At 73.1% G+C, this 23712-nt stretch carries 25 protein-coding genes and 1 pseudogene; 16 read left to right on the forward strand and 10 right to left on the reverse strand.

What is annotated here, in order from left to right; translation table 11 throughout:
- The first annotated feature begins 40 nt into the window (after positions 1 to 40).
- The 4 genes from ACKUB9_RS15720 (at position 41) to ACKUB9_RS15735 (ending at position 2509) form a co-directional block, all read left to right on the forward strand.
- A complete protein-coding gene (locus ACKUB9_RS15720; RefSeq protein ID WP_407523275.1) occupies positions 41 to 952 on the forward strand; it encodes a helix-turn-helix domain-containing protein in 912 nt (303 codons plus the stop codon).
- Positions 949 to 1860, forward strand: coding sequence for an aldo/keto reductase (locus tag ACKUB9_RS15725; protein ID WP_407523272.1), 912 nt, complete (start codon positions 949 to 951; stop codon positions 1858 to 1860). The genes ACKUB9_RS15720 and ACKUB9_RS15725 overlap by 4 nt, the downstream gene beginning before the upstream one ends.
- Positions 1861 to 1998: a hypothetical protein gene (locus ACKUB9_RS15730; protein ID WP_407523269.1), complete on the forward strand. Its 138-nt coding sequence runs from the start codon at positions 1861 to 1863 to the stop codon at positions 1996 to 1998. It abuts the gene before it with no gap.
- Between the two features lie 109 nt (positions 1999 to 2107).
- On the forward strand, positions 2108 to 2509 hold the full coding sequence (locus ACKUB9_RS15735) for a hypothetical protein (RefSeq protein WP_407523266.1): 402 nt from the start codon (positions 2108 to 2110) through the stop codon (positions 2507 to 2509).
- A 161-nt stretch (positions 2510 to 2670) separates the two neighbouring features.
- On the opposite strand, the gene ACKUB9_RS15740 is transcribed toward ACKUB9_RS15735, so the two are convergent.
- Positions 2671 to 3363 carry a LexA family transcriptional regulator gene (locus ACKUB9_RS15740; protein WP_407523263.1) on the reverse strand — a complete coding sequence of 231 codons (693 nt, stop codon included), beginning with the start codon at positions 3361 to 3363 and terminating at the stop codon, positions 2671 to 2673.
- 250 nt (positions 3364 to 3613) lie between these two features.
- Here ACKUB9_RS15740 and ACKUB9_RS15745 point away from each other — a divergent pair, with 250 nt between their 5' ends.
- From ACKUB9_RS15745 to ACKUB9_RS15790, 10 genes and pseudogenes are all read left to right on the forward strand, one after another.
- Positions 3614 to 3790 (forward strand): hypothetical protein, encoded by a 177-nt coding sequence (locus ACKUB9_RS15745; RefSeq protein WP_407523260.1) that lies wholly within the window; start codon positions 3614 to 3616, stop codon positions 3788 to 3790.
- A gap of 70 nt (positions 3791 to 3860) precedes the next feature.
- Positions 3861 to 4544, forward strand: coding sequence for a transcription termination/antitermination protein NusG (gene nusG, locus ACKUB9_RS15750; RefSeq protein ID WP_407523257.1), 684 nt, complete (start codon positions 3861 to 3863; stop codon positions 4542 to 4544).
- Between the two features lie 181 nt (positions 4545 to 4725).
- Entirely contained in the window at positions 4726 to 5337 is a 612-nt protein-coding gene (locus ACKUB9_RS15755) for a hypothetical protein (RefSeq protein WP_407523255.1), read from the forward strand.
- Positions 5270 to 6739, forward strand: a complete 1470-nt coding sequence (gene terL, locus ACKUB9_RS15760; protein ID WP_407523253.1) for a phage terminase large subunit — start codon at positions 5270 to 5272, stop codon at positions 6737 to 6739. Before ACKUB9_RS15755 ends, terL begins: the two co-directional genes overlap by 68 nt.
- Positions 6739 to 8001 carry a DUF1073 domain-containing protein gene (locus ACKUB9_RS15765; protein WP_407523250.1) on the forward strand — a complete coding sequence of 421 codons (1263 nt, stop codon included), beginning with the start codon at positions 6739 to 6741 and terminating at the stop codon, positions 7999 to 8001. The genes terL and ACKUB9_RS15765 overlap by 1 nt, the downstream gene beginning before the upstream one ends.
- A gap of 111 nt (positions 8002 to 8112) precedes the next feature.
- The gene (locus tag ACKUB9_RS15770; RefSeq protein WP_407523247.1) at positions 8113 to 9129 is read left to right on the forward strand and encodes a DUF2213 domain-containing protein; all 1017 of its coding nucleotides are present in this window, start codon (positions 8113 to 8115) and stop codon (positions 9127 to 9129) included.
- On the forward strand, positions 9129 to 9566 hold the full coding sequence (locus ACKUB9_RS15775; protein ID WP_407523244.1) for a structural cement protein Gp24: 438 nt from the start codon (positions 9129 to 9131) through the stop codon (positions 9564 to 9566). The genes ACKUB9_RS15770 and ACKUB9_RS15775 overlap by 1 nt, the downstream gene beginning before the upstream one ends.
- Before the next feature lie 101 nt (positions 9567 to 9667).
- Positions 9668 to 11061, forward strand: a pseudogene (locus ACKUB9_RS15780) (phage tail protein); the annotation flags it as partial.
- Positions 11062 to 11086: 25 nt separating this feature from the next.
- Positions 11087 to 11971 carry a DUF2793 domain-containing protein gene (locus ACKUB9_RS15785; RefSeq protein WP_407523238.1) on the forward strand — a complete coding sequence of 295 codons (885 nt, stop codon included), beginning with the start codon at positions 11087 to 11089 and terminating at the stop codon, positions 11969 to 11971.
- Between the two features lie 93 nt (positions 11972 to 12064).
- Positions 12065 to 12646 (forward strand): lysozyme, encoded by a 582-nt coding sequence (locus tag ACKUB9_RS15790; protein WP_407523235.1) that lies wholly within the window; start codon positions 12065 to 12067, stop codon positions 12644 to 12646.
- Between the two features lie 66 nt (positions 12647 to 12712).
- Here ACKUB9_RS15790 and ACKUB9_RS15795 read toward each other — a convergent pair whose 3' ends face one another.
- Positions 12713 to 13531, reverse strand: coding sequence for a L,D-transpeptidase (locus ACKUB9_RS15795; RefSeq protein WP_407523232.1), 819 nt, complete (start codon positions 13529 to 13531; stop codon positions 12713 to 12715).
- Positions 13532 to 13533: 2 nt separating this feature from the next.
- On the reverse strand, positions 13534 to 13677 hold the full coding sequence (locus tag ACKUB9_RS15800; RefSeq protein WP_407523229.1) for a hypothetical protein: 144 nt from the start codon (positions 13675 to 13677) through the stop codon (positions 13534 to 13536).
- 136 nt (positions 13678 to 13813) lie between these two features.
- Between ACKUB9_RS15800 and ACKUB9_RS15805 the strand changes: the two genes are divergently transcribed.
- Together ACKUB9_RS15805 and ACKUB9_RS15810 are read left to right on the forward strand one after the other, a co-directional pair.
- Complete coding sequence (locus ACKUB9_RS15805; RefSeq protein WP_407523226.1) at positions 13814 to 14329, forward strand: Ros/MucR family transcriptional regulator; 516 nt, start codon at positions 13814 to 13816, stop codon at positions 14327 to 14329.
- Between the two features lie 161 nt (positions 14330 to 14490).
- Positions 14491 to 14802 (forward strand): GCG_CRPN prefix-to-repeats domain-containing protein, encoded by a 312-nt coding sequence (locus ACKUB9_RS15810; protein WP_407523223.1) that lies wholly within the window; start codon positions 14491 to 14493, stop codon positions 14800 to 14802.
- 43 nt (positions 14803 to 14845) lie between these two features.
- Here the strand turns inward: ACKUB9_RS15810 and ACKUB9_RS15815 are convergent, their stop codons facing one another.
- The 7 genes from ACKUB9_RS15815 to ACKUB9_RS15845 form a co-directional block, all read right to left on the reverse strand.
- The gene (locus tag ACKUB9_RS15815) at positions 14846 to 15736 is read right to left on the reverse strand and encodes a 3'-5' exonuclease (protein WP_407523220.1); all 891 of its coding nucleotides are present in this window, start codon (positions 15734 to 15736) and stop codon (positions 14846 to 14848) included.
- A 99-nt stretch (positions 15737 to 15835) separates the two neighbouring features.
- Complete coding sequence (locus ACKUB9_RS15820; protein WP_407523218.1) at positions 15836 to 17137, reverse strand: MFS transporter; 1302 nt, start codon at positions 17135 to 17137, stop codon at positions 15836 to 15838.
- A 71-nt stretch (positions 17138 to 17208) separates the two neighbouring features.
- Positions 17209 to 18762 carry a UxaA family hydrolase gene (locus ACKUB9_RS15825; RefSeq protein WP_407523216.1) on the reverse strand — a complete coding sequence of 518 codons (1554 nt, stop codon included), beginning with the start codon at positions 18760 to 18762 and terminating at the stop codon, positions 17209 to 17211.
- Between the two features lie 50 nt (positions 18763 to 18812).
- On the reverse strand, positions 18813 to 19544 hold the full coding sequence (locus ACKUB9_RS15830; protein WP_407523214.1) for an ABC transporter ATP-binding protein: 732 nt from the start codon (positions 19542 to 19544) through the stop codon (positions 18813 to 18815).
- A gap of 9 nt (positions 19545 to 19553) precedes the next feature.
- Positions 19554 to 21398: a branched-chain amino acid ABC transporter ATP-binding protein/permease gene (locus ACKUB9_RS15835; RefSeq protein ID WP_407523211.1), complete on the reverse strand. Its 1845-nt coding sequence runs from the start codon at positions 21396 to 21398 to the stop codon at positions 19554 to 19556.
- Positions 21395 to 22270: a branched-chain amino acid ABC transporter permease gene (locus tag ACKUB9_RS15840; protein ID WP_238236122.1), complete on the reverse strand. Its 876-nt coding sequence runs from the start codon at positions 22268 to 22270 to the stop codon at positions 21395 to 21397. Before ACKUB9_RS15840 ends, ACKUB9_RS15835 begins: the two co-directional genes overlap by 4 nt.
- A 66-nt stretch (positions 22271 to 22336) precedes the next feature.
- Positions 22337 to 23503, reverse strand: coding sequence for an ABC transporter substrate-binding protein (locus tag ACKUB9_RS15845; protein ID WP_407523207.1), 1167 nt, complete (start codon positions 23501 to 23503; stop codon positions 22337 to 22339).
- Positions 23504 to 23712 lie beyond the last annotated feature (209 nt).

Below are 23712 nucleotides of genomic sequence, written 5' to 3' on the forward strand. Positions count from 1 at the left end.
GGACTTTTTCACTCCCGCGAGAGGACCGGGAGTGAGGAGTGTGAGATCCGCCGACCCCGCGCAACTGCCTGTCGTGCCGCACTTCTTCCTCTACGGGGAGACGCCGCGGGACGTCGACGACCGCTTCCTGCACGTCGAGGCCTTGGACGATCGCAGCCGCCCCAACCGCTGGAGCATCCGCCCCCACGTGCATGCCGCCCTGCATCAGGTGCTTCACCTCTCGGCCGGCGGCGGGGTGATGCGGGCGGAGGCCGAGTCGCTGCGCCTCGCCGCGCCCTGCCTCGTCCTCGTGCCGGCCGGCACCGCGCACGGCTTCCGCTTCGACGACGAGACGCAGGGGACCGTGCTCACCCTGTCGGACCGCTACTGGCGCGACCTCGCCCGCCGCGAGCCCGACCTCGCGGGGCTGTTCGGGGCGCCCGCGGCGCTGCCGGCCGGGGAGGGGGAGCCATTCGGGGAAAGCATCGCCGAACTCGCCCGCGAACTCGCCTGGGCGGCCCCGGGCCGGCGGGCGGCGATCGAGGGGCACCTGATGATCCTGCTCGTGGCGGCGCTGCGGCAGCGGGAGGTCGCGCAGGGAGCCGCGGCGCAGCCCGGCCCGCAGGCGGTGCTGGTGGCGCGCTTCCGGGAGGCGGTGGAGGCGCATCACCGCCGCGAGCGCCCCCTCGACGACTACGCCCGCGACCTCGGCGTGACGCAGGCCCGCCTGCGCACCGCCTGCCGGGGCGTCACCGGCCTCAGTCCCGGCCGCCTGATCCGCGACCGGCGCCTCATCGAGGCCAAGCGCATGCTGCTCTACTCGGACCTCGCGGTGGCCGAGGTGGCCTACGATCTCGGCTTCACCGATCCGGCCTATTTCTCGCGCTTCTTCGCCAAGGGCACCGGGGAGGCCCCGCGTGCGTTCCGGGAGCGGAGAGGCGCCCAGGCGGGCGCGACCGGAGGAGCCGCATGACGACCGACAAGCCGGGCCTGACGCGACAGGGCGTGATGCGGGGGGCGCTCGGCGCGGCGCTCGGGGCGGCGTGGCCGGCGGGCGCGGAAACGCCCCTGCACCGGCGCGCGATCCCGTCGAGCGGCGAGAACCTGCCGGTAATCGGGCTCGGCACCTGGATCGGCTTCAACGTCGGCGCGGCGGAGGCGGAGCGCGAGCGGCTGCGGGGCGTCGTCGCGGCCCTGCTCGACGGCGGCGGGCGGGTGATCGATTCCTCGCCGATGTACGGCCGCGCCGAGGCGGTGGCGGGGGATCTCGTCGCGGCAGCCGGCGCACGCGAGCGCACCTTCCTGGCCACCAAGGTCTGGACCCGCGGGCGCGAGGCCGGGATCGCGCAGATGCGCCAGTCGATGGCGCGGCTGCGCACGGACCGGCTCGACCTGATGCAGATCCACAACCTCCTCGACTGGCGCACGCATCTCCCGGTGCTGCGCGCCTGGAAGCAGGAGGGGCGGATCCGCTACCTCGGCATCTCGCACTACACCGAGAGCGCCTACGACGAGGTCGAGGCGGTGCTGCGGTCCGAGCCACTCGACTTTTTGCAGATCAACTACGCGCTCGACGACCGCGCCGCCGAGGAGCGCTTGCTGCCGCTCGCCGCCGACCGGGGCGTGGCTGTGCTCGTGAACCGCCCCTTCGGCGGCGGCGGGCTGCTGCGGCGCCTGCGCGACCGGCCGCTGCCGGCCTACGCGGCCGAGATCGGATGCGAGAGCTGGGCCGAGATCCTGCTCAAGTTCGTGATCGCCCACCCGGCCGTCACCTGCGCGATCCCCGGCACCGGGCAGCCGCACCACATGGTCATGAACCTGCGCGCCGGCACCGGCCCGTTGCCCGACCAAGCGCTACGCCGCCGCATGCAGGCCGCATAGATGAACGACAGTTCATCCGGCGCTTCGCAGGATCTGGCCAAGCTCGGCCGTGACGACGGCGCGACGAAAAGTCCGCGCACGGCGGCGTCGTTTGCGCGGAACCTCTCGCGTCCGCCCTATTTCTGCCGGTTCTTCTGAGTTAATCACCCCTCATTCACGCCATCGCATCGGCGAGCGCGCCGGGGCTGCTGCCCGGGTCGCGCCCAGGCCGGGCTGTTGCCCGGCCACATCTCGAAGAGGGGGTCTCATGCTCAAGTCTGTCGTCGCCGCGCTCGGAGTCAGTGCAGGGCTGGTCGCGTCGCTGCAGGCGGTCTCGGCGGATTCGCGCGGAGGCGGCAGCGACTACAACGGCACCTGGAACGTCCAGCTCGTCACCGAATCGGGTCTGTGCGACAGCCGCTACAGCTTCTCGCTCGCGGTGCGCGATGGCGACATCCGCCTCGCCTCGACGGCGGAGGGCGCCTCGGTCAGCGGCCGCATTTCCGGGGACGGCAATGTCGGCCTGAGCGTGCGGCGCAGCGGCACGAGCGGCGCGGCCTCCGGGCGCCTCCAGGCCAATTCGGGTTCGGGCACGTGGAGCGTCTCCTCCCTGTGCTCCGGCCGCTGGACCGCCCAGCGCCGCTCGACCCGGGTCGCCCAGGCCGACTGATACGAGATCCGGACGATCAGTCCGGATCTCGTATCAGGCAGCCCGCGCGGCGCCTGAGCGAAGCCGAAATCCGCATCGCGAAGCGATCAATCGGATTTCGTATGATCCCGGCCCGAGCCCGCCGCGCGGGCTCACTCCCAGCCCGAGCCCGCTCCGCGGGCCTATCCCAGGAACCGCGCCCAGTGCTGGGCGTGGACCGTGCTGATGATGCCCGAGGCCCAGACGAGGTGCCGGTCGGGCATCAGGGGCGCGTTGTGGCTCTCCAAGTGGAAGACCCCGCGCCGCGAGCCCCGCAGGAGCTTCTTGAGGTAGCGGTGCCCGTCCCGGGTCGCGACCGCGGCGTAGCGGCCGATCAGCCGTTCGGGACTCTCGCCGGCGCGCGCGCACAGCACGATGTCGTCCGGCTCGTATTTCGGGTACATCGATGCCCCGGCGACCCGGAACGCGATCGTGCCGTGGGGGACGGGGAACGGCACCGCGACCTCGAACAGCGTGCCGTGCGGCTCGGGCTGCTCGTCGCCGGTCTCGATCAGCCCGCCCGCGCTGATCACCCCCTTCACCGCCACGACCTGACTGCCGTCGCCCGGCGGCTCCGCCGCCTCGTCGTCCCCGAACAGCAGGCCCTTGGCGCTCACCAGCACGCCGTCCCGGCGGAAGCGCTCGGCGTACCGCTCGGCGTCGTCGCGGCCGATCGTCCGCGTCCCGGCCTCGTGCGCCCGGTAGGTGCTCTCCGGCCACGCGTTGCGGAGCGCCGCGTCGCGCGCGGACCGGTAGCCCGCGGCGAGCCGTGCCAGCCGCAGCCGCTCGCCCTGCTCCACCCGGATCCGGCCCTCGCGCCCTTGATCGGCAACCATCCCGTCCACAACCTTCAGCGACGAAATCACCACCTAGCGTGTTGATCAGAGTCATTACATCATGTAGCTATTCCGGTCGCAAGCAGCCTGAACGGCCGCTTTCTCTTCCCCAACGGCAGGAGTCGCCTCATGTTCCGGCGCCCCGGTGCGCCGCGCGCCTGCGCGCGCGGCCTCGCTCGCCCCCCGCGACGGTCCCGGTTGCCGCCGGGACCCATGGCGCGGCCGGCCGCTTCCCGGCTAGACAGGCCGCATGAAGACGGCCCTGATCGTGCTCTGGACCCTGGCGGCGGGGATCCTGCTGTTCCTGATCGTGCGCAAGCGCATCACCCAGGCGCTCCGCGACATCGCGCGCGACGCCGGCGACCCGCCGCGCGGGTCCGGCGATCCGCCGCGTGGATCGCCGGAGGATCGCGGCCCGGCGCCCTGAGCCTCCATCGGCCGGAGGGGCCGCGGATCGCCCGCGCGACACCCTCACGGGTTTGCACCGCGAGGGCGCCATGACGGACCGCAAGCAGAAGATGCGGCGCATCGCGCGCCGCCGCCGCGAGGCCCTCGCCCATGACCGGCCGTCCGCCGCGCTGACCGGGGCGATCCGGCGCCGCAGGCGGCGGCAGCGACCACCGCGCATCGTGGTGGCGCCCGATCGGGTCTGGCTCGTGGTGCGCACGCGCCCGCGCTGGTCGGCCCGCGTCGCCCGCGAGCTGGAGGAGGCCGGTCTCGCCACCTTCGAGGCGCGCGAGGAGGTGGAGCGGGTCGAGGAGAACGGGCGCCGCCGCCTCGTGCGGGAGCCGCTCCTGCGCCGCCTCGTCTTCGTGGGCCTGCGCGACGACGGCGAATTGCGAAAAGCCGAGGCCCATCCGGGCGTCGACCGGGTGCTGTTTCGCGATCACCGCGCGGTGGTGATCCCGGCATCCGTGCTGCAGGTCTTCGCGGACGCGCTCACCGGCCACGGCACGGAGGGGGAAGGGGAGGCGGTCTCGGCCGTGCTGTTCGCCCTCGGGGATGCCGTGCGGGTGACGCAGGGGCCGCTCGTGCAGGCCGCAGGGATCGTCGAGGCCGTCGATCCGGCGCGCCGCCGCTACCGCGTCGCCGTGGAGATGTTCGGCCGCGCGACCCCGGTGGACCTCGGCGAGGAGCAGATCGAGGCCGATCCGGAGCCTTCCCCGAAAAAGAACATTTGACGAACAAAACGGGATCGCGTATCAAAGGGGCAGGTTATCCAGGTCTGCGGCCTGCCACTCACGGACGTGGCCGCGCGACTGCCCCCTCGGGGGATGTGTCCCTGGACCCGGCCCACGGCATCACCGAGGCGACGGGGGGCTCGTGCCTCCCGGCCGGCCGGGACGGATCTCCAGGCACGGCATGGCGCGTACGAACATCGACTGGGCGGCGATCGAGGCCGCGTGGCGGGAGGGCCGCTCCGCGGCGGAGCTCGCCCGAACCTTCGGCCTTCATCCCGGCACGGTGCGAAGGCGCGCCGGGGCCGGGCGCTGGGAGCGGGCGGTGCCCGACGCCGCGCGCCGGCTCGCGCCCACGCCGCCGCAGCCGCGTGCCGGGGGCGGCCGGGTGGTCGACGGGCACCGGACCGTCATCGAGCAGGGACAGGCGCTGACCCTGCGCCTCCTCGGCGAGGCGCTCGCCGCCTCCGGGCAGGCCGGTGCCGCTGAGGCCCTGCTCGCCGAAGCATCGAACGATGACCCGGAGCGCAGAAGCGCCCTGGAACGGCTGGCCTCGCTCCCGAAGCGCAGCGCGGCCCTGCGCGACCTCGCCACCGCGGCGCGGCTCTGGATCGCTCTCGAACGGCAGGCCTGGGGTCTCGATGGCAAGGGGCGCGATGCCGATACGGACGCGGGCAGGCCGGGCTTCGACCTCGACGCCGCCCTCCGGCTCCTCGACCCCGAGCAGCGTGAGCAACTGCGCCGCATCGCCGAGGTCCTGGCTGTCGGCGCCCGCGATCCTGCTGCGGGCGCTTGACCGGGTCGAGAGCGAGCAGAGCCTCGCAGGCTTCGTGCGGCGGGCCTGGCCGACGGTGGAGCCGGGCGCCCCCTACATCCACGGCTGGCACATCGACGCGGTGGCCGAGCACTTGGAGGCGATCACCGCCGGGCGGATCACCAGGCTCCTGATCAATGTCCCCCCAGGCAGTATGAAGAGCCTCCTCGCCGGCGTCTTCTGGCCGGCCTGGGAATGGGGGCCACGCGACCGCCCCGACCTGCGCACCATCGCGGTCTCCCACACCCGGGCGCTCGCCATCCGCGACAACCTGCGCACCCGCCGCCTCGTCACCTCGGACTGGTACCGCGCCCTCTGGGGCACGCGCGTGCGCCTCGCCCGCGACCAGAACCGCCGGCAGCGCTTCGAGACCACCCCGACCGGCCTGCGCGAGGCGCTCGCCGCGGGCTCGATCACCGGGGCGCGCGGCGACCGGGTGATCCTCGACGACCCGCTCTCGGTCGACGGCGCGAATTCCGAGCGGGTGCGCGAGACGGTCAACCGCTGGTTTCTCGAAGCCGTGCCCACCCGCCTCAACGACCCCGCCCGCTCGGCCATCGTGGTGATCATGCAGCGCCTGCACGCCCGCGACGTCTCCGGCCTGATCCTGGCGCGCGACCTCGGCTACGAGCACCTGATGCTGCCGATGGAGTTCGAGCCCGCCCGGCGCTGCGTCACCGGCATCGGCTTTTCCGATCCCCGGCGCCGGGAGGGCGACCTCCTGTTTCCGGCCCGCTTCCCCCGCGCGGTGGTGGAGCGCGACAAGGCCGTGATGGGCGCCTACGCGGCGGCCGGCCAGTTCCAGCAGCGCCCGGCCCCGCGCGAGGGCGGGCTGTTCAAGCGCCACTGGTTCGGCGTGGTCCGCGCGCTGCCCGCCGGCTGCCGCTTCGTCCGCGCCTGGGACCTCGCGGCCAGCGTCGAGCGGGCCGGCAGGGCGCCCGCCTACACGGCAGGCCTCAAGCTCGGCCGCGCCCCAGATGGGCACCTCTACGTGGCCGATGTCCGGCGCGACCGGCTCTCCCCGGGCGGCGTGGTGCGGATGATCCTCGCCACCGCCGCCGAGGACGGCCCCGATTGCCGCATCGCCCTGCCGCAGGATCCCGGACAGGCCGGCAAGGCCCAGGCCCAGGACCTGATCCGGCGGCTGGCCGGCTACGACGCCCGCGCGACGCCCGAGAGCGGCGACAAGGCCACCCGCGCCGCGCCGGTCTCGGCTCAGGCCGAGGCCGGCAACCTGCACCTCCTCGAAGGCCCCTGGAACGAGGCCTTCCTCGACGAGGTCGCGTCCTTCCCCAACGGCGCCTTCCTCGACCAAGTCGACGCCCTCTCGCGCGCCTTCGGCACCTTGAGCGAGGCGCGCTACGGCATGCTGGGAGTTCTCTGATGTGGCTCGCCGACCGCCTCGCCAACCTCGTTACCGGCCTTGGCGGGCCGCGCGACAAGAGCGCCGGCGCCCTCCACGTCCACGTGCCGCGCGCCAAGGCGGAACTCGACGCCGCCTACCGGGACAACTGGCTCGCCCGCAAGATCGTGGACGTCGTGCCCTTCGACATGCTGCGCGAGTGGCGCGGCTGGCAGGCGCCCCCCGCCGAGGTGGCGGCGATCGAGGCCGCCGAGACGGCCCTGCGCCTGCGCGAGGTGCTGCTGCGCGCCCTGCGCCTCGCACGGCTCCACGGCGGGGCGGCGATCCTGATCGGCGACGCCAGCCCCGATCCGGCCGCACCGCTGCGCCCCGAGACCGTCGGGCAGGGGGGCCTGCGCTACCTCCACGTGCTGGGCCGCCACGCCATCCAGGCCGGCGAGATCGAGCGCGACCCGCTCTCGCCCTGGTTCGGGGAGCCGACCTCCTACGTGATCGCGGGCGGCCAGCCGGTGCACCCGTCGCGGATCCTGCGCCTCGTCGGCGCCCCGGTGCCCGAGGAGGCCGGGGGCGACGCCTTCGGCGACAGCGTGCTGCAGGCGCTGCTCGAAGCCATCGATCACGCCACCGCGGCCGCCGCCCACATCGCCGCGATGCTGCCAGAGGCCAAGCAGGACGTGATCTCGGTGCCGGGCCTCTCCCAGGCCCTCTCCACGGAGGAGGGCACGCGCCGCCTCACCGAGCGCTTCGGCTACGCGGCGCGGATGAAGTCGATGTTCGGGATGCTGCTCCTCGAAGGCGACGGCCGCTCCCCCGAGGGCGAGCGCTACCAGCAGAAGCAGCTTGATTTCTCGGGGCTGCCCGAGGTGGCGCGCCTCTTCCTCCAGACCGCGGCGGGCGCCGCCGACATCCCGGTGACGCGCCTCCTCGGCCAGTCGCCCGCCGGCCTCAACGCCACGGGCGATGCCGACCTGCGCAACTACTACGACCACATCGCCGCCCGCCAGGCGGTGGAACTCACCCCCGCGCTCGCCCGCCTCGACGCGCTTCTCGTCCGCCACGCGCTGGGCCGCCCGGCGCCCGAGATCTGGTACGCGTGGCGCCCGCTCCTGCAGACCTCCGAGCGCGACAAGGCCGAGATCGGCCGGCTGCGCGCCGAGACCGCCGCCACCCTCGCGCGCGAGGCCCTGAGCCCCCGCGAGGTGCTGGCCGCGGGCGTCGAGGGCTGGCTCGTCAACGCCGACCTCTTCCCCGGCATCGAGGCCGCCTACCAGCGAACGCGCTGATCGGGGCCAGGCCCGGCGAGGCTTCGCCCTGACACCCACGCGGGCGCCGCCCGCGACCCGCCGGGGCCTCAAGGCCCCGGACCCCGGACAGACCCCGGCAGAGAGAGACCCATGCAGATCTTCGACAGGCTCAGCCTCGGCCCCCCGGCCGAGATCGCGGACGCGCGCCCGCTGCGCGGCGGGGCGCTGGTGGTGCAGGCCCGGGCGGCCCGCGCCGGCAACGTCCAGGTGTATGGCGGCGCGGAACTGGCGCGGCCCGACCGGGCGGCCATCCGGGTCTACCGCGACCCGGAAGAGGTGTTTCGGGCGGAATCCCTGGCGAGCTTCGGCCACAAGCCCGTCACCCTCGACCATCCGCCCGAGGCGGTCACGCCCGAGACGTGGCGCGGCGTCGCCCGGGGCCATGTCGGCGACGAGGTGCTGCGGGACGGCGAGTTCGTGCGCATCCCGCTGCTGCTCGCCGACGCGGAGGCGATCGCGGCGGTGCGCGCCGGGCGGCGCGAGATCTCGGTCGGCTACACCTGCGACCTCGACTGGACCCCCGGCACCGCCCCGGACGGCACGCCCTACGACGCCCGCCAGACCGCCGTGGTCGTCGACCACGTCGCCATCGTCGAGCAGGGCCGCGCCGGGCCGGAATGCCGGATCGACGACGCGACCGCCCTGCGCCGCGACCTCGCGGACGCGGTCGCCCGCGCGCTCACGGCGGAGGCCGAGGCCACCCGGCTCCGCACCGAGCACGCCGCCGCGCTGGCGGAGCGCGAGCGCGAGATCGCGGCCCTGCGCGCGCCGGGCGCCCTCGACGCCCTGGCGGCGACCCGGGCCGAGCTGGTGGCGGGGGCGCGACGCATCCTCGGCGACGCGTTCGACCCGGCTGGCCTTGAGGCCGGCGCGATCCGACGCGCCGCCGTCGCCCACGCGCTGGGCGAGGCCGCCGCCGGCCTCGACGCGGCCGGGATCGAGGGCGCCTTCCGAGCGCTCGCGGCCGCCGCCGACCCGCTGCGCGCCGCCCTGCGCCGCCCGCCGGACGCCCTCACGCCCGATGCCCTCACCCCCGACGCGGCCCATGCCGCGATGGTCGAGTCCCTCCGCACCGCCTGGAAGGCCCAACCCCAAGGAGCCCGCTGATGCCGACCCAGAACACCTATGCCGGCCGCGCCGCGCCCGCCTACGAGGGCATGGTCGCCGCCGAGGAGCCGAGCCTCACCCTCAGCCGCACCGTCGAGACGCCCGCCGGGATCGCCTTCGGCAAGCCCGCCTTCCAGGGCACGCGCGACGACGGCATCGCCGCGACGGGGTCGATCTTCCGGGGCGTCGTCCTGGCGGACCGCGGCGCCCGCCCGGAGACCGGCGGCGACCTCTTCGCCAAGGGCGACACCGCCCCGGTGCTGGTCAAGGGCGTCGTCTGGGTCGCGGTCGCGGGGGCCGTCACGGCCGGCGCGCCCGCCCACCTGACCGCCTCCGGCGGCTTTTCGGCCGCGGGCGCCGGCACCACCGCCCTTCCCAACGCCCTCTTCGACACCTCCGCCTCCGCCGGCGGGCTCGCGCGCCTGCGCCTCAACTAGGGACCATCCGCCATGACCACCCGCACGCTCGTCACCGACGCGCCGCGCGCGCTCGCCTTCCTGGTGAGCCAGCAGGCCTACATCGAGCCCACCGTCTACCGCACGCAGTACCCGGCGATCCGCTATCCGCGGCTCGTGCCCGTCGACACCGACGCCCCCGACTGGGTGCCCACCGTCACCTATTTTTCCTCCGACCGCGTCGGTCAGGCGGCCTGGGTGCACGGCGCCGCCGACGACGTGCCCAGGGGCGGTCAGCCGCGTGTCGCTGCCGCTGTGCCTGGACGAGGGGGCGGCGCGCGGCCTCGCCCAGGCGCTGCTGTACCAGGCGGTGGCCGAACGCGAGCAGGTCGCGATGGTGCTGCCGCCCTCGGCGCTCGCCCTCGATCCCGGCGACGTGATCAGCCTGTCGCTCGACGGGCGCGCCACCGACTACCGGCTGACCCGGCTCGGCCTGGAGGCGGGCCGGCCGGCGAGCGGCCTGCGCGCCGACAGCGGCGTGTTCGCCTACCGGGACGGCGCCGGGAGCGCGCGGGCGCCCTCGCCGCCGACGACCGCGGGCGTGGGACTGCTCCAGATCCTCGACCTGCCGCTGCTGGCGCCCGAGGCCACCGCGCACGCGCCCTATCTCGCGGCCTACACGCAGCCCTGGTCGCCGGTGGCGGTGCTGCGCGGGCGGGCGGGCGGCCCGGTCGAGGAGGACGCGGTGCTGGGCGCCCGCTCGGTGATCGGCCGCCTCGCCGCCGATCTCCACAGCGGCCCCTGCGGGCGCTGGGACCGCGTGACCGCGCTCCACGTCGAGGTGCCGCCGGGGGCCGAACTGGCGTCGGCGCCGGAGCGCGCGGTGCTCGACGGCGCCAACGCCGCGGCGGTGCTGACGCCCTCGGGGGAGTGGGAGGTGCTGCAATGGGCGAGCGCCGCCCTGCTGGCGCCCGGACGCTACCGGCTGACGGGCCTCCTGCGCGGCCAGCTCGGCACGGAGTTCGCCCGCGGCAGCCCGACGCCTGCGGGCGCGCCGTTCGTGGTGCTCACCGAGGCGCTGGTGCAGTCCCGGCTGCCGCTGGCCGAGCGCGGCCTGCCCGTGTCGTTCCGGTGGGGGCCGCTCGGGGAGCCGCCGGACGCCCCGTCCTACACGGGCGCCGATCTCGTGGTTCGGGGCGTGGGCCTGCGGCCCTACGCGCCGGTGCAGGCCCGCCTGCTCCGGCAGGACAACGGCGACCTCCTGCTCACCTGGATCCGGCGCACCCGCCTCAACGGCGACGCCTGGGAGCAGGACGAGGTGCCGCTCGCCGAGGAGCGCGAGGCCTACGCGGTCGAGATCCTGAACGGCAGCGCCCTCCAGCGCAGCCGCGAGGTCACCGAGCCGCGCCTCACCTACACGGCAGCCGAACAGGCCACCGACTTCGGCGCGCCGGTCACCCGCCTGTCGGTCGCCATCCACCAGCTCTCCGCCGCCTACGGCCGCGGCCCCGCCCTGCGGACCACGCTCCAGCTCTGAAGATCACCCATGTCCGAGGCCCGCCATGCCTGACGCAACCCCGCTCCTCGCCCTGCCGCTGCTCGCCGCCGCCCAGGCCCAGAAGCACGTCACCCACAACGAGGCCCTCATCGCCCTGGACTCCCTCGTCCAGCTCGCCGTCCTCGACAAGGATCTCGCCGCGCCCCCGGCCAGCCCCGCCGAGGGCGACCGCTACCTCATCGCGGCGGCCGCCCCCTCCGGCGCCTGGGCCGGATGGGCCGGGCGCGTCGTGCGCTACCAGGACGGCGCGTGGCGCTCCTTCGTCCCCCAGCCCGGCTGGTTCGCCTTCGTCGCCGACGAGGCCGACCTCTACACCTACACGGGCGCGGGCGGCTGGATGGGCTTCCGCGCCACCCTCACGGCCCTGCAGAACCTCGCCCGGCTCGGCATCGGCACCACGGCGGATGCCGCCAATCCCTTCGCCGCCAAGCTCAACGCCGCCCTCTGGACCGCCCGCGGCACCGGCGAGGGCGGCAGCGGCGACCTGCGCTACACCCTCAACAAGGAAGGCCCCGGCCGCGTCCTCTCGCTGCTGCTGCAATCCGGCTGGTCGGGCCGGGCCGAGCTCGGCCTGATCGGCGACGACGACCTCAGCCTCAAGGTCTCGGCCGACGGCGGGACGTGGCGCGAGGCGCTGCGGGTGGCGCGCGCCAGCGGCGCCCTTGCCATCGGCGGCAGCGTGGCGGTGGCCGGACCGGTGACGCTCGGCGCCGGCCTGCGGCTGGGGATCTGCACGGTGGCGACCCTGCCGGCCGGCGCGGATGGCCTGGTCATCTACGTCAGCAACGCCCGCAAGTCCGGCGAGGCGGCGGGGGCCGGAACGGGAGCGCTGGCCTGCTACAGCAACGGCCGCTGGCGCCGGCTGGATGACACTCCGATCGTGGCGTGAGGCGTCTCGACCGCCCCGTCGCAGCCTCACCTTCGCGTGTTCCGTCCGCCGCCTCCGGGCGGCTTTTTCCTGCCCGCTTCCCGGGAGAGCACCATGGACCTGTCCCCCATCGGCCGCGCGGCCCTCCGGGCGCGCGAAGGCGAACGGCTGAGCGCCTACCAGGACTCGGCCGGCATCTGGACCATCGGGGTCGGCCTCACCAGCGCCTCGGGCCTGATCGCCGTCACGCCCGGACTGACGATCACGGCGGCGCAATCCGACGCGCTGTTCGCCCGGGCGGTGGAGTGCTACGCGGCGGCGGTGCGGCGGGCGCTCACCCGCCCCTGCACGCAGGAGCAGTTCGACGCCCTGGTGTCGATCTGCTTCAACATCGGCCCGGCGGCGTTCGCGCGGTCGACCTTCCTGCGCCGGTTCAACGCGGGCGACGTGGCCGGTTGCGCCGAGGCGATCCTGGCCTGGAACAGGCCGGCGGAGCTCCTGCCGCGGCGGCGGGCCGAGCGCGAGCAGTTCCTCACGCCCTACGCGGTGGCCCTGCCGAAGGCGCGCAGCACCGACGCCAAGCCGATCCGCGTGCCGCGCGACGCCACGCGCGCGCCGGCCTCAGGCAGCCGTTCGCCGGACGCGCGGGCACCCGCACCGTGGTGGCGCCGCGCGCTCGGATGGCTCGCTACCTGACCCGCTTCGGCGGCGGCGAGGGGCGCGATGCCGTCGCGCGATGCCCCCGGCAGGAGCAGCGGCGCGTCAGCTCAGCACCACCACCTGCGCGCCCACCGCCACGCGGGCGTAGAGATCGATCACGTCTTGATTGATCATCCGGATGCAGCCCGAGGAAACGCTGCGTCCGATGCTCTCCGGCTCGGTCGTGCCGTGGATGCGGTAGAGCGTGTCCTTGTTGTTCTGCCACAGGTAGAGGGCCCGGGCGCCCAGCGGGTTGCGCGGGCCGCCCGGGACGCCCAGCCCGCTCTGGAGCTGGCTCACCTGCCGGGCGAGGTCGGGCTGGCGGGCGATCATCTCCTTGGGCGGGTACCAGTCCGGCCAGGCCTGCTTGGAGTTGATCGTGGCGACGCCCGACCACGCGAAGCCCTGACGCCCGACACCGACGCCGTAGCGCCGCGCCCGGCCGCCGCCCTCGACGAGGTAGAGCAGGCGCGCCCGCGGATCGATCACCACCGTGCCGGGCTCGTAGCGGCCGCCATAGGCGACCTCCTGGCGCAGGAAGGTCGGGTTCGCCCGCTGCCAGCGGAAGGCCGGGATCGGGAAGGGCTCGCCCCCGAGCGCCGCATAGGCGCGCGCGTAGTCGATCGGGCCGTCGTCGACGGCGACGGCCGGGGCCTCCGCGGGCGGTGCGGGCTGGCGCCGGACGGGCCCGCCCCAGAAGGATTCCTCCTCCGGCTCGACCTCAGGACGGCGCGGGCCGAAGAGCCAGTCCTCGCTCTCCTCCTGGCGGTAGCGCGGAGCCGGGGCGCGCGCGGTCCAGGCCCGCGCGGAGCCGGGCAGAGCTGCCGCAGCCAAGCCCGCGAGGGCGCCGTTGACGAGAAAGCGGCGGTGCAGATCGGTCATGGTCAATCGTGAAAACGCGACAGGAGGGCGAACTTGGCCCCTTCCTCAAGGATCTGCAACGGCTTGGCGGCCGAAATGAGACGATCGGGGGCCGCCGTCCCCATCCGATCGGCCCTCCGGTCGCGTGCATGGGCGACTTCGTTCATCCCGGAAGACAATCGTGCACGATGCATCCGCTTGTTCCCCACTGTACCGATGTTGTCGAGTGACTTTATGACTATGTAAGTTGACGTCTCTTCAAATACGTGCCCATGCTGCTGCACCAAGCCGCATTGGTGCAGCATGACGAACGACGATCCGAACCTTCCAGCCGACCTCATCGGTCTCGCTGCCGACATCGTGTCGGCCTATGTCTCGAACAATTCGGTTCCGGCGTCGGAAGTGCCGGGACTGATCGGAGCCATCCACTCCTCCCTGACCCAGCTCGGCACGCCGTCGGCGCCCGAGCCGGAGAAGCTGACGCCGCCCGTCCCGATCAAGAGAACGGTGACGCCGGACCACATCATCAGCCTGGAGGACGGCAAACCCTACAAGACCCTCAAGCGGCACCTGTCGGGGCGCGGCCTGACGCCCGACCAGTACCGCCAGAAGTGGGGCCTGCCGTCCGACTACCCGATGGTGGCGGCCAACTACGCCGCCCAGCGCTCCGAACTCGCCAAGACGAGCGGGCTCGGCCAGAGCCGCCGCAGCCGCACCGCCGCCCGCAGCGCGACGCCCGACGCCGTGGTGTCGGGTCCCGATGCGGGCGAGCCCAAGGCCCGGGCGGGCAAGGGCCGGGCGGGCAAGGCGTCGGCCTGACGCAAGGGCATCCGCCCGACGGTGGAGCCACCGGCCGAGCGATGCCGGCGCGCGCCGGAGCGCGGCCCCGCGCTCATCGGGCGTTCAGGTCACGGGCGCTTATCTCTCCGCCGACCCGGCGGCCGTGAGGCCGTCCGGCCAACGTCAGGAGAGATCGCACGATGACGCACGTCAAGGTGCTGGGGCTCGCGGCCCTGGTGGCGGGCAGCCTCGGACTCGCCTCGGCGGCGAGCGCCGCACCGATCGGCCTCGGCGCGGCCACCCCCCTCGCGGGCGCGGCGGCGACGCCCGTCGCGGGCGGCTGCGGCCCCGGCTTCTTCCCCAACCGGTTCGGCATCTGCCGGCCGTTCTACGGCCCGCGCCCCTTCTACGGTCCTCGCCCCTACTATTACGGCCCGCGGCGCTTCTACGGGCCGCGCCCGTTCTACGGCCCGCGTCCCTATTACGGACGCCGGTTCTACTACGGCTATTGATCGACACTGATCCACCCGGCCCGGCGCCCCGGCGCCGGGTTTTTCATGTCTCGGGGTCGCTGCGCGCCGAGAAGCGGTCGCGGGCCGTGAAGCGGTCCGAGGGCAGGCCGGGCAGGGCTCCACCGTAGATCTCGCGCGACAGGAACGAGCGCTCGATCTCGATCTGCTCCTCGTCGAGGTCGATGTACCAGCAGCGCCGCCGGCTCGACCAACGGTAGTTGCGGTCCTTCAGCCGGTCCTTGAGCGCGAAGGGCGCGTCCGAGGCCCAGAGGCGCACGGTGGGCCGGCGCGCCGCCTCGAGCAGCGCGGCGAGCCCGAGGCGGCCGGAGCGCCGCAGCGGCCACGCCAGCAGGGCGAGCAGCGCCTCGCAATCGTCGATCGCCCGGTGGCCGTTGTGGAAATAGCCGTGATCGGCGAGCAGCCCGCCGAGCCGGGCCGCCTCGTGCCCCTCCTCGCGCCAGGGAATCTGGTGGCAGGAACAGGCCCAGTTGCGCGTGGCGAAGACCGGCCAGCGCGTCTCGCACATCCGGCGGTCGAACCGCGCGTTGTGGGCGATGATCACCCGGGCACGACTCGCCAGCGCCTCCACGGCCGCGTCGTCGATGCGCTGCCCGGCCACGTCCGCGTCGGTGATGCCGGTGAGGCGCGTCACCGTCTCGGGGATCGGCCGGCCGGGCTCGTGGAGCTGGTTGAAGCGCTGGCGCACCCGGTAGATGCGCCCGCTCGCCCCGTACGAGAAGGCGATGATCCCGAGTTCGATCACCTCGTCGGTCGCGGGGTCGAGGCCGGTGGTCTCGGTGTCGAGGATCAGCCCGAGATAGGTCGGTTCACCCGCCGGCTCCTCGGACGCCGCGAAGGGCCTGAGGCGCCGAAGCACCCTGTACTCCCCGGTCCGTTCGAGGATTCCGGCGATGTCGTCGAGCGCGTCCGTCACGCGTCACCCAGCCTGAGCGCATCCCTGTTCGGCCACGCTCTCGATAGCCCGGGCCGGACGACGGCACCAGGGCGGGCCGGGCGACGTCCACCGCTGATTTCAACCCGACGCCCGCGCCACCTCGCCGACCCGCAGCCGGCCATCGCCGAGGCGCAGGGCCGTGAGAAGGCCGATCAGGGCGACGCCCGCGATGATCAGGCCCGGCGCGGCGGGCCAGCCGGTGGCGCCGATCAGCGCGTTGGCGGCGAGCGGCCCGAGGCCGCTGAGCAGCGTGAAGCCGAGGTTGAGCGACAGCGCCACCCCGCTGAAGCGCACGCGGGTCGGGAAGAGGATCGCCAGCAGGTAGGCGAAGCTGCCGTTCGCTCCCGCCATTGCCACGGTGAGGAGCGGCAGGACCACGAAGAGGTTCGCGTCGCCGCGCGCCAGCACGCTGTAGGCCGGCACGGCACCGACGAGGAGGAGCAGCGTCGAGGCCTGGAGGAGCCGCCGGGGCGGGATGCGGTCCGCGAACCACGAGGCGGCGAGCAGCGCGACCGACATCGCCAGGAGCGCCACGTTGATGGCGAGCGCGACCGTCTGCCGGTCGTAGCGGAGCACCTGGCTCAGATAGGCGGGCATGTGCGCGAACAGGATGCCGTTGAAGGCGGCCGTGAGTGCGACGATGCCGATGCCGGTGACGACGGCCCGGCGGTGGTGGCGCAGCACCTCGCCGACCGGGCTGCGCGAGGCCGCGTGCTGCAGGCGCAGGAATTCCGGCGTCTCCTCCAGCGAGCGGCGCAGCCAGAAACTCACGAGGCCGAGCACGCCGCCGAACAGGAAGGCGATGCGCCAGCCGTACTCGGCCATGGCCGCGGGCGGCAGCCACGTCTGCAGGGCGAGGTAGACCAGGGCCGCCAGGATCACGCCGCTGTTGACGAAGCAGAAGACGATGCCGCAGGCGAAGCCCGGCCGGCGCGAGGCGGTCTCGACCACGAAGGTGATGGCGCCGGGCAACTCGCCGCCGATGCACAGGCCCTGCACGAAGCGCAGGGCGACGAGCAGGAGCGTCGCCGCCACGCCCCAGGAGGCGTAGGACGGGACCAGCCCCATGCCGAGCGTGCAGGCCGACATGGTGAAGACCGTGACCACGAACACCGTCTTGCGCCCGTAGCGGTCGCCGAAATGGCTCAGGACCACGCCGCCGAGGGGCCGCGCGAGGTAGCCCACCGCGAAGACCGCGAGCGACAGCGTGAGGGCGGCCACCGGATCGCTCGCCGGGAAGAACGCCGCGGCGATGTACTGGGCGAAGATGCCGTAGACGATGAAGTCATAGTATTCGAGCCCGCCGCCGAGGCTCGCCAGCACCGTCATGGTCCATTGGCGGCGGGTCAGGTCGGGGGCGCCGGCTGCATCGGCTGTCATGATCAGGTGTCCGCGTCCGGAGCCCTCGATCCGGCTCCGGCCGCGCCCTTACCCCGGATCGGGCCGCCCGCCTACATCACGGCGCCGATCTGCCAGGGCACGAACTCGGCGTCGCCGTAGCCGAGCGCCTCCGACTTCGAGCGCTCGCCCGAGGCCACGGCGAGGATCTTGGCGAAGATCTCGTCGCCCTTGGCGCGGATCGAGACGCCGTCGAGGACATCGCCGCAATCGATGTCCATGTCCTCTTCCATCCGGCGGTAGATCTCGCTGTTGGTCGCGAGCTTGATCGAGGGCGTGGGCTTGCAGCCGTAGGCCGAGCCGCGTCCCGTCGTGAAGCACAGGATGTTGGCCCCGCCCGCCACCTGGCCGGTGGCCGAGACCGGATCGAAGCCGGGCGTGTCCATGTAGACGAAGCCCCTGGCGGTGACGGGCTCGGCGTAGCGGAAGACGCCGTTGAGCCGCGTCGTGCCGCCCTTGGCCGCCGCCCCGAGCGACTTTTCCAGGATGGTGGTGAGCCCGCCCGCCTTGTTGCCGGGGGAGGGGTTGTTGTTCATCTCGCCGCCGTTGCGGGCGGTGTAGCCCTCCCACCAGCGGATCATCTCCACGAGGGCCTCGCCGGTGGCGCGGTCGACCGCGCGGCGGGTGAGCAGGTGCTCGGCCCCGTAGATCTCGGGCGTCTCGGACAGGATGGCGGTGCCGCCCTCGGCGACCAGCCGGTCGACGGCGGCGCCCAGCGCCGGGTTGGCGGTGATGCCCGAATACCCGTCCGAGCCGCCGCACTGGAGCGCGAGCATCAGTTCGGAGGCCGAAACGGTCTCGCGCCGCACCTTCGCGACGGCCGGCAGCATCTCGCGGATCGCCGCCACGCCCGCCTCGACGCTGCGCCGGGTACCGCCGGTCTCCTGGATGGTGAAGCTGCGGAAGGTGTCGCTCTCAGCGATCCCGTAGGCGCGCTTCCAGCGGTCGATCTGGAAGCCCTCGCAGCCGAGGCCCACCATGATGACGCCGCCCATGTTGGGGTTGGCCGCGTAGCCCCACTGGGTACGCTTGAGGATCTCGCTGCCCTCGCCCTGGATGTCGTAGCCGCAGCCCGTGCCGTGGACGAGCGGGATGATGCCGTCGATGCCGGGATAGTCGTCGAGCATTCGGGAGCCCCGCACCGCCTCGGCGATGAAGCGCGCCGCGGAGGCCGAGCAGTTCACCGAGGTGAGCACCCCGATGTAGTTGCGGGTGCCGACCCGCCCGTCCGCCCGGCGGTAGCCCTGGAAGGTCGCGCGCTCGGCCTCCGGGATCATGGCCGTCTCGCGGGCCTCCTCGGCGAAGCGGTAGTCGCGGGCGAAGTCACCCTTGGCTTCGCCCAGGCCCACATTGTGCTCGTGCACCCACTCGCCCGGCGCGATGGCCCGGCTCGCGAAGCCGATGATCTGCCCGAACTTGCGGATCGGGGTGCCCTCGGGAATCGCCGCCGTCGCGATCTTGTGTCCCTTGGGCACGCGGGCTGCGGCCGCCACGCCCTCGACCGCGGCGCCCGGCATGATCGCGTCCACCGCCACCACGACGTTGTCGTCGGGGCTGAGGCGCACGGTGCGGGGGGCGGCCTGGGGCAGGATTGTTGCGGCGGACATGATCGACTCCACTGATCTCCAGGGTAACGCGCCGGCACCGCGGCGTTGCCTCACACCGCCGCCTTGCGCCCGCCGAGATACGCCGCCCGGATGTCGTCGTTGGCCCAGAGCGATTCCGGCGAGCCGCTGAGCACGAGCTGGCCGGTCTCCAGCACGTAGCCGCGATCGGCGACCGAGAGGCCCATGCGGGCGTTCTGCTCGACGAGGAGCACGGTGGTGCCGCGGCGGCGCACCTCGGCGATGATGGAAAAAACCGCCTGGACGATCACCGGGGCGAGGCCGAGCGAGGGCTCGTCGAGGAGGAGGATGCGGGGCTTGGCCATCAGGCCGCGGGCGAGCGCCACCATCTGGAGCTGGCCGCCCGAGAGCGTCCAGCCGAGCGCGTCGGCGAAGCGGCGGATGTCGGGGAAGAGGTCGAACATCGCGTCCGCCTCGTCGCGGATCTGGCGCGAAGACAGCCCGGTGCGGTTCGAGGCGCCGAGCATGATGTTCTCGCGCACGGTCAGCCCGGGGAAGACCCGGCGCCCCTCCGGCACATGGGCGACGCCCCGGCGCACGATCTCCTCGGCCTTGAGGCCGACGAGCGACTCCCCCTCGAACAGGATCTCGCCGCCGGCCGGCTTCACCAGACCCGAGATGGTCTTCAGCGTGGTGGATTTGCCCGCCCCGTTGGAGCCGAGCAGCGTCACGACCTCGCCGGCCTCCACCGAGAAGGAGACGCCGCGCACGGCCTCGATCTCGCCGTAGCGCACGGTCAGGTCGCGGATCTCGAGGAGCGCCATGATCCCGCCTCAGGTCGGGTGGAGGTCGGTGCGCAGGCCCGGGTCGCGGCGGCCCGCGCCCGGCTCCGCGCTGTCCTGGCCGAGATAGGCCTCGATCACGGCGGGCTCGCGCAGCACCGTGGCGGTCACGCCGTCGGCGATGCGCCGGCCGAAATTGAGCACCGTGATGTGGTTGGCGACGTCGCTCACCAGCGTCATGTCGTGGTCGATGATGAGGATCGTCACCCCCTTGGCGGCCACCCGGCGCAGGAGGCCGGTGAGCGCATTCTTCTCGCTGGTGTTGAGGCCCGCCGCCGGCTCGTCGAGGAGCAGCAGCACCGGGTTGCCGGCGAGCGCCCGGGCGATCTCGATCAGGCGCTGGTGGCCGTAGGAGAAGGCCGAGACCGGCTCCTCGGCCCGTGCCTCCAGCCCCACGAAGGCGAGCGCCGCCTGGGCGCGGGCCTGGAGCGTGGCGCGGTCGGCTCCCGCATACTCGTTGCCCGGCCGCTCGGCGCCGATCACCACGTTCTCCAGCGCGCTCATGGAGCGGAAGAGCCGGATGTTCTGGAAGGTGCGCCCCAGGCCCGCCGCCGCCCGGGCGTGGGGCGGCAGGTGGGTGATGTCGCGCCCGTCGAGCCGCACCCGGCCCGCGGTCGGCTTGTAGAGGCCCGAGAGCACGTTGAGGGTCGTGGTCTTGCCCGAGCCGTTGGGGCCGATGAGCGCGTGGATGCCCCCGCGCGTCACCGTGAAGGACACCTCGTCCACGGCCTTGAGGCCGCCGAAGTGCTTCGAGAGCGCCTCGACCTCCAGCACCGGCGCCTCGCTGGCGGGTCCCTGCGTCAGCACGAGGTCCCCGGCGCGCGGCGGGGCCGGGCGGCGGGGGCGCAGGCGCTTCACCTGATCGCCGAGGAAGCCCCAGATGCCCTCGGGCATGAACACCACGATCAGGATCACCGCGAGCCCGTAGATCGCGAGGTAGAGGCCCGGGATCTCCTTGAGGAAGCGCAGCCACTCGGGGATCAGGATGAGGAGGCCGGTGCCGATCACCGCGCCCGCGGGCGAGCCGACGCCGCCGAGCAGCGCCATCGTCAGGAAGACGATCGATTCCGCGAAGGCGAACTGGTCGGGGCTGACATAGGTGAAGCCGCCCGCGAACAGCCCGCCGCCGAGCCCGGCCAGCAGCGCCCCGATGGCGAAGGCCGTGACCTTGGTGCGGTAGACGTCGATGCCGGTGACGCCGGCCGCGAGCTCGTTGTCGCGCACCGCCCGCATGGCGCGGCCGAGCCGGGTGCGGGGCATGTGCCAGACCACCCAGGCCACCACCGCCAGCACCGCGAGGCACAGACCCAGATAGACCTGCCCGTCCGTGAACAGGGCGGGGCGCTGGATGCGCGGCACCCCGTCCGGCCCGTGCGTGACCGGGATCCAGTTGACGAGCACGAGGGTGAGGATCTGCTGGAAGCTGATCGTCACCATGGCGAGGTAGTGGCCGCCGAGCCGCAGCGTCGAGGCGCCCAGGAAGGCGCCCATCACGAGCGCCGCCGCGAGGCCGGCGACGAGGCAGATCCAGAAATTGACCCCGAGATCGACCGTGCCGAGGCCCACCGCGTAGGCGCCGATGCCGAAGAAGGCCGCCTGCGCGAGGTTGATCTGCCCGCACAGCCCCAGCACGACGGTGAGCCCGATCACCGCGATCGCGTAGGTCGCGGCCTGCATCAGGATGTTGAGGAGGTAGCCGTTGAGCGGCGTCGACACCGCGACGAACACCACGCCGGCCACCAGCACCGCGTAGATCAGGGATCCCACCGGCAGGCGGCGAGGGGCGGGGGAGGCGGGCGCCGCCACGCCGGCCTGAGGAAGGGGGGAGCCGGTCATGCCTTCTCCGCGATGCGTTCGCCGAACAGCCCCTGGGGCCGCAGGACCAGGAAGGCGACGAGCACGATGAACGCGAAGGCGTCCTTGTAGGGCACCGACACGTAGGCCGCCCCGAAGGTCTCGATGATGCCGAGCGCGAGCCCGCCGATGATCGCCCCCGTGACGTCGCCGAAGCCGCCGATGATGGTGGCCGCGAAGGCCTTGAGCGCGATCGTGGCGCCCATCTGGATCGACACGAACAGCACCGGCGCCACCAGGATGCCGGCGATGCCGCCCAGCACGGCGCTGTACACGAAGGTCAGCATGATCATCCCGGCGACCGGAATGCCCAGCAGCGCGGCCATCTCCTTGTCCTGCGAGGTGGCCTGCAGCTTCTTGCCGATCAAGGTGTGCTCGAAGAACCAGTACTGGAAGGCGACGAGCACCGCCGTCACGGCGATGATCAGGAGGTACTGGCTGTCGAGGAAGACCGGCCCGACGAGGAACCCCTGCGTCTCGAAGACCGGCGAGAGCACCTGCGGCTGCGGCCCGTAGAGCGCGAGCGTCGAGTTGGCGAGGAAGATCGAGGCGCCGATGGTCGAGATGATCACCGGCAGGTAGGTGCGGTGGCGCAGGGGGTAGTAGACGCCGAGGTTGAACAGGGCGCCGAGCAGCGCCATGCCGCCGATGGCGATCAGGAACGACAGCCAGTAGGGCCATTCGAGGTCGACCGCGAAGACGACCATCAGGAACGCCGCCACCATCGAGAACTCGCCCTGGGCGAAGTTCACCACGTTGGTGGCGCGGAAGATCAGCACGAAGCCGAGCGCCACGAGCGCGTAGACGGCGCCGATGCCGATCCCGGTGAAGAGGAGTTGGAGCACGAGATCCATGCTGTCCGCCCCGGCTGGCCTGGAGGAGGGGCCCGCCCCGGCGGGGCGGACCGGATTCGGCGGGGATCAGCCCTGGTAGAAGTCGATGCGCTTGTCGAAGACGATGTTGCCCTTGTCGTTCTTCACGACGTTGTAGCCGTGCAGGCCGTCGCCGTTCTTGTCGAAGTTGTAGGTGCCCTCGGCCCCCTCGTGGCCGCGCACGGCGAGCAGCGCCTCGCGGATCGCCTGCGGGTCGGTCTTGCCGGCCTTGTTGATGGCGAGCGCCAGCACGGTGACGGCATCGAAGGTCCAGGAGGACTGGTTGTCGGGCGCGATCTTGGTGGCGGCCCGGTAGGCCTTGCCGAAGTTCCGCGCCGCGTCGCTCGATTCCTCGGCGTAGTCCGCGACCCCGTAGGTGCCGAAGAGCGAGGGACCGGCGAGCTTGAGCGCCGTCACGTTGACGATCGAGGGCGAGCCCACCCACGGCACCGTGACGCCGAGCTGGCGCAGTTGCCGCGCGAAGATGCCGAGGTCGTTCTCGAAGGTGAAGTAGGAGCCGATCACGTCCGCGCCCGACTGGCGGATCGCCAGCACCACCGGCGTGAAGTCCTGGCTCTGGTTCGTGTAGCCCTGGTCGAGGGCGATGGTGGCGCCGGCCTTGCCGAGCGCCTCGGTGAGCGCCTTGGCGCCGCTGGTGCCGAAGGCGTCGGTGGAGTGGATGATCGCCCACTTCTTCTTGGCGAGCGTGGTGACGCCGAAATCCGCGATGACCCGGGCCGAGTAGCTGTCGTTCGGGCGGAAGCGGAACATCCAGGGATTGCCCATCTGCGTCAGCACCGGATCGGTGCCGCCGAAGCAGACGGGCTTGCCCGTCTTGAGGATGTCGGGGGCCATGGCGTGGTTCTGGGTCGAGCGGATCGAGCCTAAGAATCCCACGAGGTCGCTCTGCGAGGCGAGCTTCGAGAAGGCGAGCACCGCGCCCGGATTGGTGGTCAGGTCGTCCTCGGTGACGATCTCCAGGGGCTTGCCGAGCACGCCGCCGGCCTTGTTGACCTGCTCCAGCGCGAGCTTGGCGCCGTTGAGGGCGAAGCGCCCGGCATCCGCGCCCGGCCCGGTGACGGGCAGCACCATGCCGATCCGCACGGTGGAGCCCGCGCCCTGCGCGCGGGCGGAGCGGATCACGCCCGGGGCCGCGATGCCGCCGATCACCGCGGATGCAGCTCCGCCCAGGAAAACGCGACGCGTCGTCCTCATGAGGTCCTTCCTCCCATCGTCCGGTGTCGAGGCCCGGTTGTTGGGGCGAATAGGACACCGGCAGCGCTGCCATGTCTACCCCCCGGAGACGAGTCGGGAGTGGCGAATGGCGAGAGCAGGCCTCGCTGCGCGCAAGGGGCGGGCGCGTCGGCACGGCTTGGATCGCCCATCGCCATTCGCTATTCGCCATGCGCCAGAAGAATCGGGAG

Origin of the sequence: Methylobacterium oryzisoli, assembly GCF_046557895.1 — a bacterium.
Lineage (GTDB): Bacteria > Pseudomonadota > Alphaproteobacteria > Rhizobiales > Beijerinckiaceae > Methylobacterium > Methylobacterium oryzisoli.